This window comes from Labrys wisconsinensis, from assembly GCF_030814995.1.
Lineage (GTDB): Bacteria > Pseudomonadota > Alphaproteobacteria > Rhizobiales > Labraceae > Labrys > Labrys wisconsinensis.
In genome coordinates, this window is record NZ_JAUSVX010000002.1 from 519,621 (window position 1) to 533,973 (window position 14,353).

Annotated in this window: 13 protein-coding genes; 6 read left to right on the forward strand and 7 right to left on the reverse strand. The window is 69.4% G+C overall.

Going from position 1 to position 14,353, the window contains the following annotated elements; all coding sequences use genetic code 11:
* The first annotated feature begins 4 nt into the window (after positions 1–4).
* The 4 genes from secD to QO011_RS08905 are packed head-to-tail and all read left to right on the forward strand — an operon-like array spanning position 5 to position 3,794.
* On the forward strand, positions 5–1,606 hold the full coding sequence (gene secD, locus QO011_RS08890) for a protein translocase subunit SecD (RefSeq protein ID WP_307270442.1): 1,602 nt from the start codon (positions 5–7) through the stop codon (positions 1,604–1,606).
* A complete protein-coding gene (gene secF, locus QO011_RS08895; protein ID WP_370881927.1) occupies positions 1,607–2,557 on the forward strand; it encodes a protein translocase subunit SecF in 951 nt (316 codons plus the stop codon). It abuts the gene before it with no gap.
* Positions 2,554–2,937 (forward strand): Mth938-like domain-containing protein, encoded by a 384-nt coding sequence (locus QO011_RS08900; RefSeq protein WP_307270448.1) that lies wholly within the window; start codon positions 2,554–2,556, stop codon positions 2,935–2,937. Before secF ends, QO011_RS08900 begins: the two co-directional genes overlap by 4 nt.
* A gap of 14 nt (positions 2,938–2,951) precedes the next feature.
* Positions 2,952–3,794 carry a phytoene/squalene synthase family protein gene (locus tag QO011_RS08905; RefSeq protein WP_307270450.1) on the forward strand — a complete coding sequence of 281 codons (843 nt, stop codon included), beginning with the start codon at positions 2,952–2,954 and terminating at the stop codon, positions 3,792–3,794.
* 24 nt (positions 3,795–3,818) lie between these two features.
* Here QO011_RS08905 and trmFO read toward each other — a convergent pair whose 3' ends face one another.
* The 4 genes from trmFO to QO011_RS08925 form a co-directional block, all read right to left on the reverse strand.
* On the reverse strand, positions 3,819–5,228 hold the full coding sequence (trmFO, locus tag QO011_RS08910) for a methylenetetrahydrofolate--tRNA-(uracil(54)-C(5))-methyltransferase (FADH(2)-oxidizing) TrmFO (protein WP_307270452.1): 1,410 nt from the start codon (positions 5,226–5,228) through the stop codon (positions 3,819–3,821).
* 236 nt (positions 5,229–5,464) lie between these two features.
* Positions 5,465–5,620: a DUF1127 domain-containing protein gene (locus tag QO011_RS08915; RefSeq protein ID WP_307270454.1), complete on the reverse strand. Its 156-nt coding sequence runs from the start codon at positions 5,618–5,620 to the stop codon at positions 5,465–5,467.
* 209 nt (positions 5,621–5,829) lie between these two features.
* Entirely contained in the window at positions 5,830–8,754 is a 2,925-nt protein-coding gene (gene uvrA / locus QO011_RS08920) for an excinuclease ABC subunit UvrA (RefSeq protein ID WP_307270456.1), read from the reverse strand.
* A gap of 133 nt (positions 8,755–8,887) precedes the next feature.
* Positions 8,888–10,258, reverse strand: a complete 1,371-nt coding sequence (locus QO011_RS08925) for a DUF2142 domain-containing protein (protein ID WP_307270458.1) — start codon at positions 10,256–10,258, stop codon at positions 8,888–8,890.
* Between the two features lie 129 nt (positions 10,259–10,387).
* Here QO011_RS08925 and arfB point away from each other — a divergent pair, with 129 nt between their 5' ends.
* The gene (arfB, locus tag QO011_RS08930) at positions 10,388–10,810 is read left to right on the forward strand and encodes an alternative ribosome rescue aminoacyl-tRNA hydrolase ArfB (protein WP_307270461.1); all 423 of its coding nucleotides are present in this window, start codon (positions 10,388–10,390) and stop codon (positions 10,808–10,810) included.
* A 108-nt stretch (positions 10,811–10,918) separates the two neighbouring features.
* Here arfB and QO011_RS08935 read toward each other — a convergent pair whose 3' ends face one another.
* Positions 10,919–11,581 (reverse strand): HAD family hydrolase, encoded by a 663-nt coding sequence (locus QO011_RS08935; RefSeq protein ID WP_307270463.1) that lies wholly within the window; start codon positions 11,579–11,581, stop codon positions 10,919–10,921.
* A gap of 87 nt (positions 11,582–11,668) precedes the next feature.
* Complete coding sequence (locus QO011_RS08940) at positions 11,669–12,040, reverse strand: ArsR/SmtB family transcription factor (RefSeq protein WP_307270465.1); 372 nt, start codon at positions 12,038–12,040, stop codon at positions 11,669–11,671.
* 180 nt (positions 12,041–12,220) lie between these two features.
* Between QO011_RS08940 and QO011_RS08945 the strand changes: the two genes are divergently transcribed.
* Positions 12,221–12,964, forward strand: coding sequence for an SDR family oxidoreductase (locus QO011_RS08945; RefSeq protein ID WP_307270467.1), 744 nt, complete (start codon positions 12,221–12,223; stop codon positions 12,962–12,964).
* A 71-nt stretch (positions 12,965–13,035) separates the two neighbouring features.
* Here the strand turns inward: QO011_RS08945 and QO011_RS08950 are convergent, their stop codons facing one another.
* Positions 13,036–14,334 (reverse strand): DUF3422 domain-containing protein, encoded by a 1,299-nt coding sequence (locus tag QO011_RS08950; protein WP_307270469.1) that lies wholly within the window; start codon positions 14,332–14,334, stop codon positions 13,036–13,038.
* Positions 14,335–14,353: the final 19 nt, after the last annotated feature.

Below are 14,353 nucleotides of genomic sequence, written 5' to 3' on the forward strand. Positions count from 1 at the left end.
CGCCATGAACTATACACGCTGGAAAACGGCGGCCATCCTCGGCACGATCCTGATCGGACTGTGGCTCGCCCTGCCCAACCTCTATCCGGAGTCCTGGCGTTCGGCCATGCCGCGCTGGCTGCCGCACCAGCCGGTGACGCTCGGCCTCGACCTGCAGGGCGGCTCCCAGCTCCTTCTCGAGGTCGACCAGGCAGCGGTGCTGAAGGACCAGGTGGAAGCCCTGCGCGAGGACGCCCGGCGCACGCTGCGCGATGCCAAGATCGGCTTCACCAATCTCGGCGTGCAAGGCCGCTCGGTGCAGCTCACCCTGCGCGACCCCAACGACCAGACGCGGGCGCTCGACGTCCTCAGGCCGCTCGGCGCTCCGGCCAACGCCGCCCTGTTCACCGGCGGCGACCAGCGCTCGGCCGACGTCAGCTCCGGCGACAATGGCCAGATCAAGCTGACGGTGACGGATTTCGGGCTGAACGACCGCATGTCGCGGGTGCTGTCGCGGTCGATGGAGATCATCGGCATCCGCGTCAACCAGCTCGGCACCACCGAGCCCTCGATCCAGCGCCAGGGCGCCGACCGCATCCTGGTGCAGCTGCCGGGCCTGCAGGACCCCTCGCACTTCAAGGACATCCTCGGGCAGACGGCCAAGCTCGAGTTCCGGCTCGTCGATCCGAACGTCTCGCCGGAGCAGGCGCTGCAGACCCGGCCGCCGGCCGATTCGGAGATCCTGATGTCGGAGGACGGCAAGGTCCCCTATGTCGTGGAGAAGCGCGTCATGGTGGCGGGCGAGGATCTCACCGACGCCCAGGCGAGCTTCGACCAGCAGAACCGCGAGCCGGTGGTCAGCTTCCGCTTCAACACCCGCGGCGCCCAGCAGTTCGGCCGGGTGACGCAGGAGAATGTCGGCCGGCCCTTCGCCATCGTCCTCGACAACAAGGTGATCTCGGCCCCGAACATCCGCGAGCCGATCCTCGGCGGCTCGGGCCAGATCTCCGGCAACTTCACCACGCAGAGCGCCAACGACCTCGCCCTGCTGCTGCGCTCGGGCGCGCTGCCCGCGCCGATGACCGTGGTCGAGGAGCGCACTGTCGGCCCCGGCCTCGGCGCCGACTCGATCCGGGCCGGCGAGCTGGCGGCCGTGACCGGATCGGGCCTGGTGGTCCTGTTCATGATCCTGACCTACGGCCTGTTCGGCATCATCGCCTCCGTCGCCGTCGCCATCAATGTCGGCCTGATCTTCGGTATCCTGTCGCTGCTCGGCGCCACGCTGACGCTGCCGGGCATTGCCGGCGTGGTGCTGACGGTGGGCATCGCGGTCGACAGCAACGTACTGATCTACGAGCGCATCCGCGAGGAGGTGAGGGCGGGGCGCTCGGTGCTGATGGCGCTCGATGCCGGCTTCTCCCGCGCGCTGGCGACCATCCTCGATTCCAACATCACCACCTTCATCGCCGCGGCGGCGCTGTTCATGGTCGGCACCGGCGCGGTGAAGGGCTTTGCCGTCACCCTCGGCGTCGGCATCATCACCACGGTGTTCACCGCCTTCACGGTGACGCGCCTGCTGGTCTCCTGGTGGTATCGCGGGTTCAAACCCCGCACGATCCCGATCTGAGTGGAGAGCGCGGTGCGCCATCTTCGTATCGTTCCCGACAACACCAATTTCGGCTTCGTCCGCTTCCGCCGATTCAGCTTTCCGATCTCGGCGGCGCTGTCGATCCTGGCCCTGGTGTTCTTCTTCACCCACGGGCTCAACTACGGCATCGACTTCAAGGGCGGCACGCTGATGGAGGTGCGCGCCTCCTCCGGCCAGATCGATATCGGCGCCATGCGCACGAGCATCGAGGGCCTGGGCCTCGGCGAGGTGCAGCTGCAGGAGATCGGCGGCAACGGCGAGGTGCTGATCCGCATCGCCCAGCAGCCCGGCGGCGACGCCGAGCAGCAGGTGGCGGCGACCAAAGTGCGCTCGACGCTCGGAACGGGCTATGTCTACGAGCGGGTCGAGGTGATCGGCCCGCGCGTGTCGCAGGAACTGGTGACGCTCGGCACGGTTGGCATCTTCTTCGCCATCGGCGCCATCCTGGTCTATCTGTGGTTCCGCTTCGACTGGCAGTTCGCGGTCGGCGCCATGATCGCCAACGTGCACGATCTGGTGCTGACCATCGGCTTCATGTCGGTGACGCAGATCGACTTCGATCTCACCAGCGTGGCGGCGCTGCTGACGATCCTCGGCTATTCGCTGAACGACACCGTCGTCATCTACGACCGTATCCGCGAGCTCCTGCGCAAGTACAAGAAGATGCCGATGGCGGAGCTGCTCGACAACGCCACCAACGCCACCCTGTCGCGCTCGATCATCACCCACGTCACGGTGACGCTGGCGCTGCTGGCGTTGCTCCTGTTCGGCGGCCGGGCCATCCACAGCTTCACCGCGACGATGATGTTCGGCGTGGTGCTGGTCGGTACCTACACCTCGATCTTCATCGCTTCGCCGATTCTGATCTATCTCGGCCTGCGGCCGGGCGGCCCCACGGCCGCCGACGGCAAGGACGGCGGCGAAAAGTGACGGGCGAAGGCGGCCGGCGCTTCCTGCCGCAGCGGCTGCCGATCGACGGCTACGGCGCCGGCGGCTTTCGCTTCGGCGACATGTCGCATCGCGGCTCCCTGCTCGGCCTGCCCTCGGGCATGCATGCCTGGGCCGTCGCCGGCCCCGCCGAGTTCTCCGAGGCGGCGTTCGGCCCGGTGTTCGAGGAGGCGGCGGCGATCGACATCCTGCTGATCGGCGCGGGGCGCGATCCCGTCGTCCTGGCGGAAGCGTTGCGCTGGCGCTTCCGGGACGTCAGGATCAGCGTCGACGTGATGACGACCAGCGCCGCGGCGATGACCTGGAACGTGCTGCTGGCGGAGGACCGGCGCGTCGCCGCGGCTTTGATCGCCGTGCCCTGAGGCGCGTGACAGCCATGACCGAGACCGCCAGCGCCGATGCCGCCCATTGCGAGGCCCTGGTGCGCGATGTCGATCGCGACCGCTGGCTGGCGACGCTGCTGGCGCCGCCGGCGCATCGCGCCGCGCTGCTGGCGCTCTATGCCTTCAACGCCGAGGTGTCGCGCGTGCGCGACGTCGTGTCCGCGCCGCTGCCCGGCGAGGTGCGGCTGCAATGGTGGCGCGACATGCTGGCCGGCGAGGCGAGGGGCGATCCCGGCGCCCATCCCGTGGCGGCGGCGCTGCAGCAGGCCATCGCCCGCTATCGCCTGCCGCAGGCCGCCTTCCTCGGCCTGATCGAGGCGCGCACCCACGATCTCTACGACGACCCCGTGCCGACCCTGACCGATCTGGAGGGATATTGCGGCGAGACCTCCTCGGCCCTGATGCGGCTGGCGAGCCTCGTGCTGGCGGACGGCGGGGATGCGGGCTCGCCGGACGCGGCCGGCCATGCCGGCGTCGCCCATGGCCTGACCGGCCTGCTGCGCAGCTTCGCCCGCCACGCCGCCCGTGGCCAGATCCTGGTGCCGCAGGCGGTGCTGGACCGGCACGGCGCCGCCAGGGACGATATTCTCGGCGGCCGCGCCACGCCGGCGGTGAAGGCGGCGCTGGCGGAGATGCGCGGCCATGCCCGACGCCATCTCGCGGCGGCCGAAGCGCTGCGTGCAGCGGTCCCCCGAGCGGTGCGCGCGGCGTTCCTGCCGCTGGCGCTGGTGCGTCCCTATCTCGGCCTGATGGAGCGGGCCGGCTACGAGCCGTTCCGCGATGCCGTCGAGCTGCCGCAATGGCGGCGGCAATGGGCGCTCTGGCGCGCCCCCTGACCCGCCCCCACCAGGCAGCAGCCGTCACTCCGTCGCGGCGCGTCCGGTCCCGTCCATCCAGGCCGCCAGGTCCGTGAGCGCCCGGCGGGTCAGCGCCCGCTTCTTGGCCGCAGTCTTCTCGGCGCCGCGCAGGCGCCGGCCGTCTTCGGCCTTGGGCACGACGTCCAGTGGCGGGAACAGGCCGAAATTGACGTTCATCGGCTGGAACGAGCGCGGTCCGGCGTCGAGCGTGACGATATGGCCGCCGGTGATGTGGCCGAGCAGCGCGCCCATGCCGGTCGTGGCCGGGGGCGGGGCGGGCAGGGCGCCGAGCCGCTCGGCGGCGGCAAAGCGGCCGGCCATCAGGCCGACGGCGGCACTCTCCACATAGCCTTCGCAGCCGGTGATCTGGCCGGCGAAGCGCAGGCGCGGCTGCGCCTTCAGCCGCAGCGTGGCGTCGAGCAGCAGCGGCGAGTTGAGGTATGTGTTGCGGTGGAGGCCGCCGAGGCGGGCGAACTCGGCGCCTTCGAGGCCCGGGATCATCCGCAGGATCCGCGCCTGCTCGGCATGTCTCAGCTTCGTCTGGAAGCCGACCATGTTGTAGAGCGTGCCGAGCGCGTTGTCCTGGCGCAGCTGCACGATGGCGTGGGGCTTGACCGTGGGGTCGCGCGGATTGGTGAGGCCAACAGGCTTCATCGGCCCGAATCGCAGGGTCTCCCTGCCGCGTTCGGCCATCACCTCGATCGGCAGGCAGCCGTCGAAATAGGGCGTGCCCTCCCATTCCTTGAAGGCGGTCTTCTCCCCGGCGAGCAGGGCGTCGAGGAAGGCGTCGTATTGCTCGCGCGTCATCGGGCAATTGATGTAGTCGGCGCCGCTGCCGCCCGGCCCCGGCTTGTCATAGCGCGACTGGAACCAGGCGATCTCCATGTCGATCGAATCGCGGTGCACGATCGGCGCAATGGCGTCGAAGAAGGCGAGCGAGCTTTCGCCGGTGAGCGCGGTGATGGCTTCGGCAAGGGCGGGCGAGGTGAGGGGGCCGGTGGCGAGGATGACGCTGTCCCACGCCGCCGGCGGCAGCCCGGCAATCTCCTCGCGCCGGATCTCGACCAGCGGCTCGTCCGCGAGGCGCGCGGTCACGGCACCGGCGAAGCCGTCGCGGTCGACCGCCAGCGCGCCGCCGGCCGGCACCTGGTGCGCGTCTCCGCACGCCATGATCAGCGACCCGAGGCGGCGCATCTCCTCGTGCAGCAGGCCGACGGCATTGGTCTGCGCATCGTCGGATCGGAAGGAGTTGGAGCAGACGAGCTCGGCGAAATCGCCGGTCTTGTGCGCCTCGGTGCCGCGCACCGGGCGCATCTCGTGCAGGACGACGGGCACACCGGCCCGGGCGATCTGCCAGGCGGCTTCGGAGCCGGCCAGGCCGGCGCCGACGACATGAACAGGGGATAGCCTCATGGCGCGGTTCTATCCCCGGCTCTCGGCCGAGGCAATGCCGGCTACGCAAACAGAAAAGCGCCCGCCGACGGGAGGTTCGGCGGGCGCTTCACGGAAGCAACGCAAGAAAACGCAGGCTGCTTCCGATAGGAGGATCCGGCGGTAAGCCCCTTCACCCGGCTTCAACCACGCGAAGGGAGCTTGGATTCCAACGTGCAGGCAGGTTCGGGAGAACCTGCTCGCAGACCGGCCCGGCGTCAGGCGCGGGCGGCTTCGCGGGCAATGCTCCGGACATCGGCGGGATTGATGCCGATATCGAACAGATCACGCGCGGTCAGACGGCGGAGCTCCGCCAGGGTCTCGCGCTCACGGCGCCAGATGCGCAGACGCTCGATCAACGCAGCGAACAACATGGGATGTGCCTTTCATCGTCCCCGCGACGGAACGGATTTCCCGTCGCCCTTTCGAGAGGCAATATGATCGATGTTGCATTGCACAGGTAGAGGGTGCGACGCACAACAGTCATGCAAATCTGCATGGCAGCCGCGGTAACATGTCAGGAAAGGGTCATAAATGCCTGTAGTTCGCCATATTTCAATGCGGGATATGCATATCAATCAGGCTATTCCGCGGCCTCATGCACTTTCCGGCCCTGTGGACGGCGCTGCATGACCTCGCGCAGGAACCGGCCGGTATGCGAACGCGGCTCCTTGGCGATATCCTCCGGCGTGCCCTGCGCCACCACTTCGCCGCCGCCGTCGCCGCCCTCCGGTCCCATGTCGATGACCCAGTCGGCGGTCTTGATCACCTCCAGATTGTGCTCGATCACCACGACCGTGTTGCCCTGCTCGACCAGTTCGTGCAGCACTTCCAGGAGCTTGGCGACATCGTGGAAATGCAGGCCCGTGGTCGGCTCGTCCAGGATGTAGAGCGTGCGGCCGGTGGACCGGCGGGACAATTCCTTCGACAGCTTGACGCGCTGCGCCTCACCGCCGGAGAGGGTCGTGGCCTGCTGCCCGACCTTGACATAGCCGAGGCCGACCCGCGCCAGGGTCTCCATGGTGTTGCGGATGCCCGGCACAGCCTTGAAGAACTCCGCCGCCTCGTCCACCGTCATGTCGAGGACGTCGGCGATCGACTTGTTCTTGAAGCGCACCTCCAGCGTCTCGCGATCGTAGCGCTTGCCCTTGCAGACGTCGCAGGTGACGTAGACGTCGGGCAGGAAATGCATCTCGATCTTGATGACGCCGTCGCCCTGGCAGGCCTCGCAGCGCCCGCCCTTGACGTTGAAGGAGAAGCGGCCGGGCTGGAAGCCGCGGGCCTTGGCCTCCGGCAGGCCAGAGAACCATTCGCGGATCGGCGTGAAGGCGCCGGTGTAGGTGGCCGGATTGGAGCGTGGCGTGCGGCCGATCGGCGACTGGTCGATGTCGATCACCTTGTCGATCAGCTCCAGGCCCTCGATCCGCTCGTGCGGCGCCGGGTGCTCGGCGGCGCCGTTGAGCCGCCGCGCCACCGCCTTGTACAGGGTGTCGATCAGAAGGGTCGACTTGCCGCCGCCTGACACGCCTGTCACGCAGGTGAACAGGCCGAGCGGCAGCTCCACCGAGACGTCCTTGAGATTGTTGCCGCGCGCGCCGACCACCCGCAGCGCCTTGCCCTTCTGCCGCTTGCGCCGCCGCGCGGGGAGGGGCACCGCCATCTCGCCGGTGAGGTACTTGCCGGTGAGCGAGTTCGGATTGGCCATGACCTCGCTGGGCGTGCCCTGCGCCACGATCTGCCCGCCGTGCACGCCCGCTCCCGGGCCGACGTCGACGACATAGTCGGCCTGCAGGATGGCGTCCTCGTCATGCTCGACCACGACCACGGTGTTGCCGAGGTCGCGCAGCCGCCGCAGCGTCTCGAGCAGGCGCTCGTTGTCGCGCTGGTGCAGGCCGATCGAGGGCTCGTCGAGCACGTAGAGCACGCCGGTGAGACCCGATCCGATCTGCGAGGCGAGGCGGATGCGCTGGCTCTCGCCGCCCGACAGCGTGCCGGAATTGCGCGAGAGCGTGAGATAGTCGAGGCCGACATCGACGAGGAAGCGCAGGCGTTCGCGGATTTCCTTGAGGATGCGGCCGGCGATCTCGTTGCGCTTGGCGTCGAGCTTCTCCGGCAGGGCTTCGAACCAGGCCTGCGCCTGGCGCACCGACAGCGCCGACGCCATGCCGATATGGCACTGGTCGATCTTCACCGCCAGGGCCTCGGGCTTGAGGCGGAAGCCGCCGCAGGCCTTGCACGGCGTGTTGGACATGAAGCGCGAGATCTCCTCGCGGGCCCAGTCCGAATCGGTCTCCTTCCAGCGCCGCTCGAGATTGGTGACCACGCCTTCGAAGGTTTTCTTCGTCTCGTAGGCGCGCAGCCCGTCGTCGAAGGAGAACTTGATCTCGTCGCTGCCCGAGCCGTAGAGCATGACCTGCCGGACGGCCTCGGGCAGGTCCTTCCAGGGCGTCGTCACCCCGAACTTGTAGTGCTTGGCGAGGGCGTCGATGGTCTGGCCGTAATAGGGGCTGGTCGACTTGGCCCAGGGCGCGATGGCGCCCTTGCGCAGGGACAGCGATTCGTCCGGCACCACCAGCATCGGGTCGACCGTCATCTCCGAGCCGAGCCCGTCGCAGACCGGGCAGGCGCCGAAGGGGTTGTTGAACGAGAACAGCCGCGGCTCGATCTCCGGAATGGTGAAGCCGGAGACCGGGCAGGCGAATTTCTGGCTGAACACCACGCGCGCCGGCTCGCCCTTGTCGTCCTTCTGGTCGGCCATCTCGGCAATGGCGATGCCGTCCGCCAGCTCCAGCGCGGTCTCAAAGGAATCGGCCAGGCGCGCTGCGATGTCGCCGCGCACGACGATGCGGTCGACGACCACGTCGATATCGTGCTTGAGCTTCTTGTCGAGGGCAGGGGCGTCGGCGAGCTCGTAGAAGGCGCCGTCGATCTTGGCGCGCTGGAAGCCGCGCTTCATGAACTCGGCGATCTCCTTGCGATACTCGCCCTTGCGGCCGCGCACGACGGGGGCGAGCAGGAACAGGCGCGTGCCCTCCGGCAGCGCCATCACCCGGTCGACCATCTGGCTGACCGTCTGGCTCTCGATCGGCAGGCCGGTGGCGGGCGAGTAGGGGATGCCGACGCGCGCCCACAGCAGGCGCATATAGTCGTGGATCTCGGTGACGGTGCCGACCGTCGAGCGCGGGTTGCGCGAGGTCGTCTTCTGCTCGATGGAGATGGCCGGCGACAGGCCGTCGATCTGGTCGACGTCCGGCTTCTGCATCATCTCCAGGAACTGGCGCGCATAGGCCGACAGGCTCTCGACATAGCGCCGCTGCCCCTCGGCATAGATGGTGTCGAAGGCGAGCGACGACTTGCCGGAGCCCGACAGGCCGGTGAACACGACCAGCCTGTCGCGCGGAATTTCAAGATCGACGTTCTTGAGATTGTGCTCACGGGCGCCGCGAATCGAGATCACGCGGCGATCCGCGGACGAGAGGGCCTGCCGGCCCGGCGTCTGACCAGTCATGCGGTCGATCCTGACGGATTTGAAGTTGGTTCGTGGCCCCAGACATAGTGGGTCCGGGCCGCAGAATGAAGCGGCTTGACGCGAAAGACAAGAACATTTGGAGAACTTATCCAGAAGCAGACGCGGATCCGCGCTAGCCGTAATAGGTCTCCAGGCTGATCCACAGGGCGCCGGCGAAGCCGACCATGGCCAGCAGGGCGGTCCAGGCGCCGGCGGAGAGGCCGAGCAGTGGCCCGCCGCTGGTGCGCAGCAGGATCAGCGGCAGCGGCGCGAGCGGATAGAGGTAGCGTCCCTGGAAGCCCTGGATCGTCGGGCTGCCGTAGCCGGTCCACTGGATGTAGAGCAGGGTGAGGATGAGCACGATGCCGGCGACGAAGATCGCCACCGCGAGCCAGCGCACCGTCCGGGCGTAGTCGGCGGCCCTGCTGGTGGGGTCCGAGACCAGGACGAAAAGCAGGAGCGCGAAGAGCACGGCATAGGCCGGCGCGGGAAAGCTCACGGGCGGGCCGAACACGCCGAGGAAGCCGGTCACGCTGTCGTAGAGCAGGGGCGTCTGCACCAGGGTGCGGCCGAGCACCGCGGCATAGCCGAGCGGGTCGGACAGGATCAGGGCGACCTGCCGGTCCGGCTGCACCAGGCCCGCCCAGGTGCGGTACTCGATGCCCGAGAAATAGGTCAGCTTCAGCGCCAGCATCCAGGCGAAGCTGGCCAGGGCGCCGGGCAGGACGATCAGCGCCATGGCCCCGGCATAGGCGCGCGTCGAGGCGAAGCGTGCCCGCGGGATGGCGAACGCCAGCAGCGGCAGCACGAGATAGGCGGTCTTGCATTGCGCCAGCACGAAGGCGGCAGCGGCGAGCCGCAGCAGCGCGCCTGTGCCGATGGCGTCGCGCCGCACGGTCTCGGCGAGGATCATGGCGGCCAGCAGGAAGGCGAGGCCGGTGGTGAGCTGATCGGCATCGAGGGTGCTGCGGGTGAAGGTGACGGTCGGCAGCAGGGCGAGCGCGCACAGGGCGAACCTGTGCGAGGGCATGGTGCGGATGGCGAGGGCGGTGAGGCCGATGCCGGCGATGAGGCCGCCTAGCCGGCCGAGATAGAACAGGACGAGGGGCGGCAGCCCCAGGGCGCCGCCGAGCCACAGCAGCGGCACCTGCGGCGTGTAGGAGAGGGGATGCAGCACCGCGATGGGATTGGGCTGCAGCGTCTTCTCCGGCCCGTCCAGCGGGATCGCCGCGGCTCGCCGCCAGGTGTCGAGGGAGTAGCCGTAGGGCGGCTGCGAGCCGGAGGGGAAGGCGGCCCAGCCGGCATCGATGAGGTCGACGATGCCGGGCCGCACGGCGGCCGGCTCGATCAGCGGGTGGCCGGCGGCGATGGCGGCGGCGCGCTGGAAATTGAAGGTCTCGTTGCCGCCGCCGAGCGGCGGGATGGCGGCGACGAAGACCAGGCCGAACAGCGTGGCCAGAACGAGGAACAGCCGGTCGGGCCGCGTGAGCAGGCGCTGGAGCATCGGGGCGAGCCGTTGGAGAGCAGGGATGAAGTCGGCGCAACCATAAGGCTGCATCGTTAAAGCGGAGATTCGTCAACACGGCCGGGGCGAGCCGTGCTATCGGGCGGGCGGCCGACGAGGGAGGCAGCCATGATCGAGATCACCCCGACCCTCCACATCGACGAGAGCGAGATCGAGGAAAGCTTCGTGCGCGCCTCGGGGCCGGGCGGCCAGAACGTCAACACCACGTCGACGGCCGTGCAGCTGCGCTTCGATGTCCGGCGCTCGCCGTCGCTGCCCAACGACGTCGCGGTCCGCCTGATGAAGCTGGCCGGCAGCCGACTGACCCAGGACGGCGTCATCGTCATCGCGGCCCAGACTCATCGCAGCCAGAAGATGAACCGCGAAGAGGCGCTGGCACGGCTGGTGGAGCTGATCCGCGAGGCGACGGCCCGTCCGAAGCCGCGGCGGCCGACCAAGCCGACCAAGGCGTCGCAGGAGCGGCGCCTGCAGCACAAGGACAAGCGCTCCACGGTCAAGGCCGGGCGGCGCAGCCGTCCGGCGGAGGACTAAAGCGTTTTGCGATTTGGCGGACTCGCCAAGCATCGCAAAGACGCGTCGAAACAAAGAGTTAGAGCAAAGAAGCGTTTCCGTCCAAACGCGCTTTGCTCTAGCGAGAGCTCAGTCGTCGAGGCCGAGGAGGACGCGCACCTCATCCATGGTTTCGGCGATGTGGTCGGCGCCGGCGGCCCGCAGCCGCTCGGCGCTGGCGGGGCCGCTGTGCAGCCCGCCGGTGAAGCCGAGCGCCGTCATGCCCGCGGCCTTGGCGGCGGTGACGCCGGCGACGCTGTCCTCGACAACGATGGTCTGCGCCGGCGCCACGCCGAGCTGACCGGCGGCATAGAGGAACAGGTCCGGCGCCGGCTTGCCGCGCTCCACCAGCTTGGAGCAGTAGATGTGCGGATAGAACGATTCGAACAGGTCGGTCAGGCTCAGCCCGAGCCCGAGCTTGGCCGGCGGGCTGTTCGAGGCGACGCAGAACGGCACCGGCAGGCGTTCGAGCAGCTCGCGCACGCCGTCGATCGCCCGCAGCCGGTCCCGGTAGGACTGCATCAGCAGCGCGGTGGTCCGCTGCGCGAAGTCCGGCGCCAGGCGCAGGGCAAATTCGCGCTCGATGGTGCTTTCCATGTCGGCCTGGGTCATGCCGAGGAACAGGCTCATGCAGCGCTCGGCCGTCATCGGCACGCCGAGATCGGTCAGCATGTGCGCCGTGGCTTCCGCCGACAGGATCTCGCTGTCGATGAGGACGCCGTCGCAGTCGAAGATCACCAGGGAATAACGCATCGCACCGATCGGGAGACAGGGGCTGCTTCGTCGGCCGGCGATGCCGCCCGTGTCAAGCGGGAAGATGCCGGCCGGCGGGCCGGCGCGTCAGGGCAGGGCGGTTCGCCGCGGCTCGGGAGCGCCCTCGCCGGCCGGGTCTGCGCTCTCCTCCGCGACAATCAGGGCCAGCAGGCCGGGCAGCTTCGCCTCGATCTCGGCCCGGCGCAGGCCCGCCGTGCGGCAATTGCCGCGGTCTGTCTGCCGGATCAGGCCGGCCCGGCGCAGCACGCGGAAATGATGGGTGAGCGTCGCCTTGGCCACGGGCAGGCCGAAGGACGCGCAGGTGCGCTCCGTGCCGGCGGGCGCCCGTGCGAGCTCGGCGATCACGCGCCGGCGCAAGGGATCGGCGAGGGCGGCCAGCACGGGGCCGAGCCCGATCTCGGCCGGTTCCAGGGACTCGTTCTCATCCACGGGCGGCATGGCCTCGATTACAGGTACGCATTGCATCGTACCTTGGGGCTTGATAGGTACGATATCCATCGTACCAATGCGTGAGTGCCCTGTCCAATGCCGGTCCGCGCCCGATCGGCCCGGACGGGAAAGCGGGCAGGGCCCATCGAGCCTCCCCGCCCCCTTGCCTCGAATTCAGGAATTTTCGCCATGCTCATGCCTTTGCTTGGAAAATCCGCCATCGTCACCGGTGGTGGCCGCGGCATTGGCGCGGCGATCGCCCGTGCCCTGGCGGCCGACGGCGCCGATGTGGCGGTCACCTATGCGACCCGGCCCGACAGCGCCGAGGCCGTGGCCGCCGACATCCGCGCGGCCGGACGGCGGGCGCTGGCGCTGCGGGCCGACGGCGCCGACGCCGCGGCGCTGGGCGGCGCCGTGGACGAAGCCGCGGCCTCGTTCGGACGGCTCGACATCCTGGTCAACAATGCCGGCATGTTTCCGGTCGCAACCATCGAGGACGCGACGCTCGATGCGTTCGACCGGACCATCGCCGTCAATCTGCGCGCCGCCTTCGTCGCCACCCGGGCCGCCCTGCGGCACATGGGCGAAGGCGGTCGCATCATCGCCATCGGCAGCAGCCTGGTCGAGCGGGTCGGGCGGCCGGGCCTCGGGCTCTATGCCATGAGCAAGGCGGGGCTGAGCGGGCTCACCAAGGCGCTGGCGCGCGACCTCGGACCGCGCGGCATCACCGCCAACATCGTCCATCCCGGGCCGACGGATACGGAGATGAATCCGGCCGCCGGCGCGCGGGCCGACCAGGCGCGCGCGGCCATGGCGGTGCCGCGCTACAGCATGCCGTCCGAGGTCGCCGCGCTCGTCGCCTGGCTGGCGAGCCCGGCGGCCCAGACCGTCACCGGCGCCGCCTTCACCATCGACAGCGGCACCAACGCCTGAGCGGCGGACCCACCGATCCGCAGCGGCATGGGGAGGGTGCTTCCGCACGAAGAAAATTCGCATAAGATATATTATGGAATGTTTTTGTGTCGCCGGACGCGCATCAGGATGAACCAGGCGACCGCCGCCACCACGACCGGGATCGCCGCGGCGGTCACGACCTCCTTGTCGATCGTGAGGCCCAGGGCCGGCAGCAGCCCGGCGAGATGGCCGATCAGCCCGACCACATAGTAGCTCACCGCCGCGATCGACAGGCCTTCGACCGTGTGCTGCAGCCTGAGCTGCAGGCGCGTGCGCTCGCTCAGCGTCGACAGGATGTCGCGGTTCTGGCGCTCCAGCTCGATGTCGACCTTGGTGCGCAGGAGCTGCGCCGCCCGCGCCAGCCGGCTCGACAGGCTGGCCTGCCGCGCCTCGATCGCGGCGCAGGTGCGCAAGGCCGGCGTCATCCGGCGGCTGAGGAAGCTGTCGAAGGTCTCGCCGCCGGCCGCTGCTTCGCCGTGGATCGCCGCCAGGCGCCCCTGGACGATGCCGTGATAGGCGCGGGTCGCGCCGAATCGGAACAGGGATTCGGCGACGCCGGCCTCCAGCTCCGCCGCCAGGGCTGCAATGCGGTCGAGCAGCCTCTGGTTGGCGTCCAGGCCGTCGACCCGGGTCATCTCCCGGGTGATCTCGACCAGGCTGCGTTCGATCCGGGCGATCGGCTCGCTCAGTCGCTGAGCCTCCGGCAGCCCGAGCAGCGCCAGCAGGCGGTAGGTCTCGAGCTCCAGCAGGCGCTGGGCCAGCGCGCCGGTGCGCGTCGGGTCGAGCCCCTGGTTGACGACCAGGATGCGCACGAAGCCGTCGGCGCCGGCCTTGAAATCGGTGGAGACCCGGGCGGCGCCGTCCTCGACCGTCACCGAGCAGAGCGAGGCGGCGTCGAATATGGCGGCGAGGTCCGGCGTGGCCTCGGGCCGGACGAGCTGGAGGTCGACCGAGACCAGATGCCGGCCGGGCTGCTCGATCAGCCCCATCGGCCAGGCGAGCTCCCCGGCCTGCCGGATGAACAGCGACCCGTCGCCGTCGGCGAGCTGCCAGCAATAGGTGGTGAACTCGCCGTGCTGCTCCCAGCGCAGCGCCTTGTCGCCGAAGACGGTGCGAAACTGCCTGACGCCGTCGCGTGGCTGCTCCACGCCGCGCTCGGCGCAGAAGCGCACCAGCGCCGCCCGGTCGGCCTCGGCCTCCGCCGCGTCGGTCAGGAAGGCGAAGTGCAGGAGCCGCCGCGGCGTCCCCAGCGGCCGGAACGGGCGGGCGTGCACTTCCTCCAGCACCGTGCCCCGGTGCTCGTGGGCACGCAGCGTCGCGACCGTCGGGGCTTCTTGGGTGCCGTCCATGACTGTTCCCGTGGCGCCG

Bases quoted from the DNA above. Each gene is read 5' to 3' on its own strand.
- secD (WP_307270442.1), top strand. From the start codon at position 5: ATGAACTATACACGCTGGAAAACGGCGGCCATCCTCGGCACGATCCTG.
- QO011_RS08905 (WP_307270450.1), top strand. From the start codon at position 2,952: ATGACCGAGACCGCCAGCGCCGATGCCGCCCATTGCGAGGCCCTGGTG.
- trmFO (WP_307270452.1), bottom strand. From the start codon at position 5,228: ATGAGGCTATCCCCTGTTCATGTCGTCGGCGCCGGCCTGGCCGGCTCC.
- QO011_RS08915 (WP_307270454.1), bottom strand. From the start codon at position 5,620: ATGTTGTTCGCTGCGTTGATCGAGCGTCTGCGCATCTGGCGCCGTGAG.
- uvrA (WP_307270456.1), bottom strand. From the start codon at position 8,754: ATGACTGGTCAGACGCCGGGCCGGCAGGCCCTCTCGTCCGCGGATCGC.
- QO011_RS08925 (WP_307270458.1), bottom strand. From the start codon at position 10,258: ATGCTCCAGCGCCTGCTCACGCGGCCCGACCGGCTGTTCCTCGTTCTG.
- arfB (WP_307270461.1), top strand. From the start codon at position 10,388: ATGATCGAGATCACCCCGACCCTCCACATCGACGAGAGCGAGATCGAG.
- QO011_RS08935 (WP_307270463.1), bottom strand. From the start codon at position 11,581: ATGCGTTATTCCCTGGTGATCTTCGACTGCGACGGCGTCCTCATCGAC.
- QO011_RS08940 (WP_307270465.1), bottom strand. From the start codon at position 12,040: ATGCCGCCCGTGGATGAGAACGAGTCCCTGGAACCGGCCGAGATCGGG.
- QO011_RS08945 (WP_307270467.1), top strand. From the start codon at position 12,221: ATGCTCATGCCTTTGCTTGGAAAATCCGCCATCGTCACCGGTGGTGGC.
- QO011_RS08950 (WP_307270469.1), bottom strand. From the start codon at position 14,334: ATGGACGGCACCCAAGAAGCCCCGACGGTCGCGACGCTGCGTGCCCAC.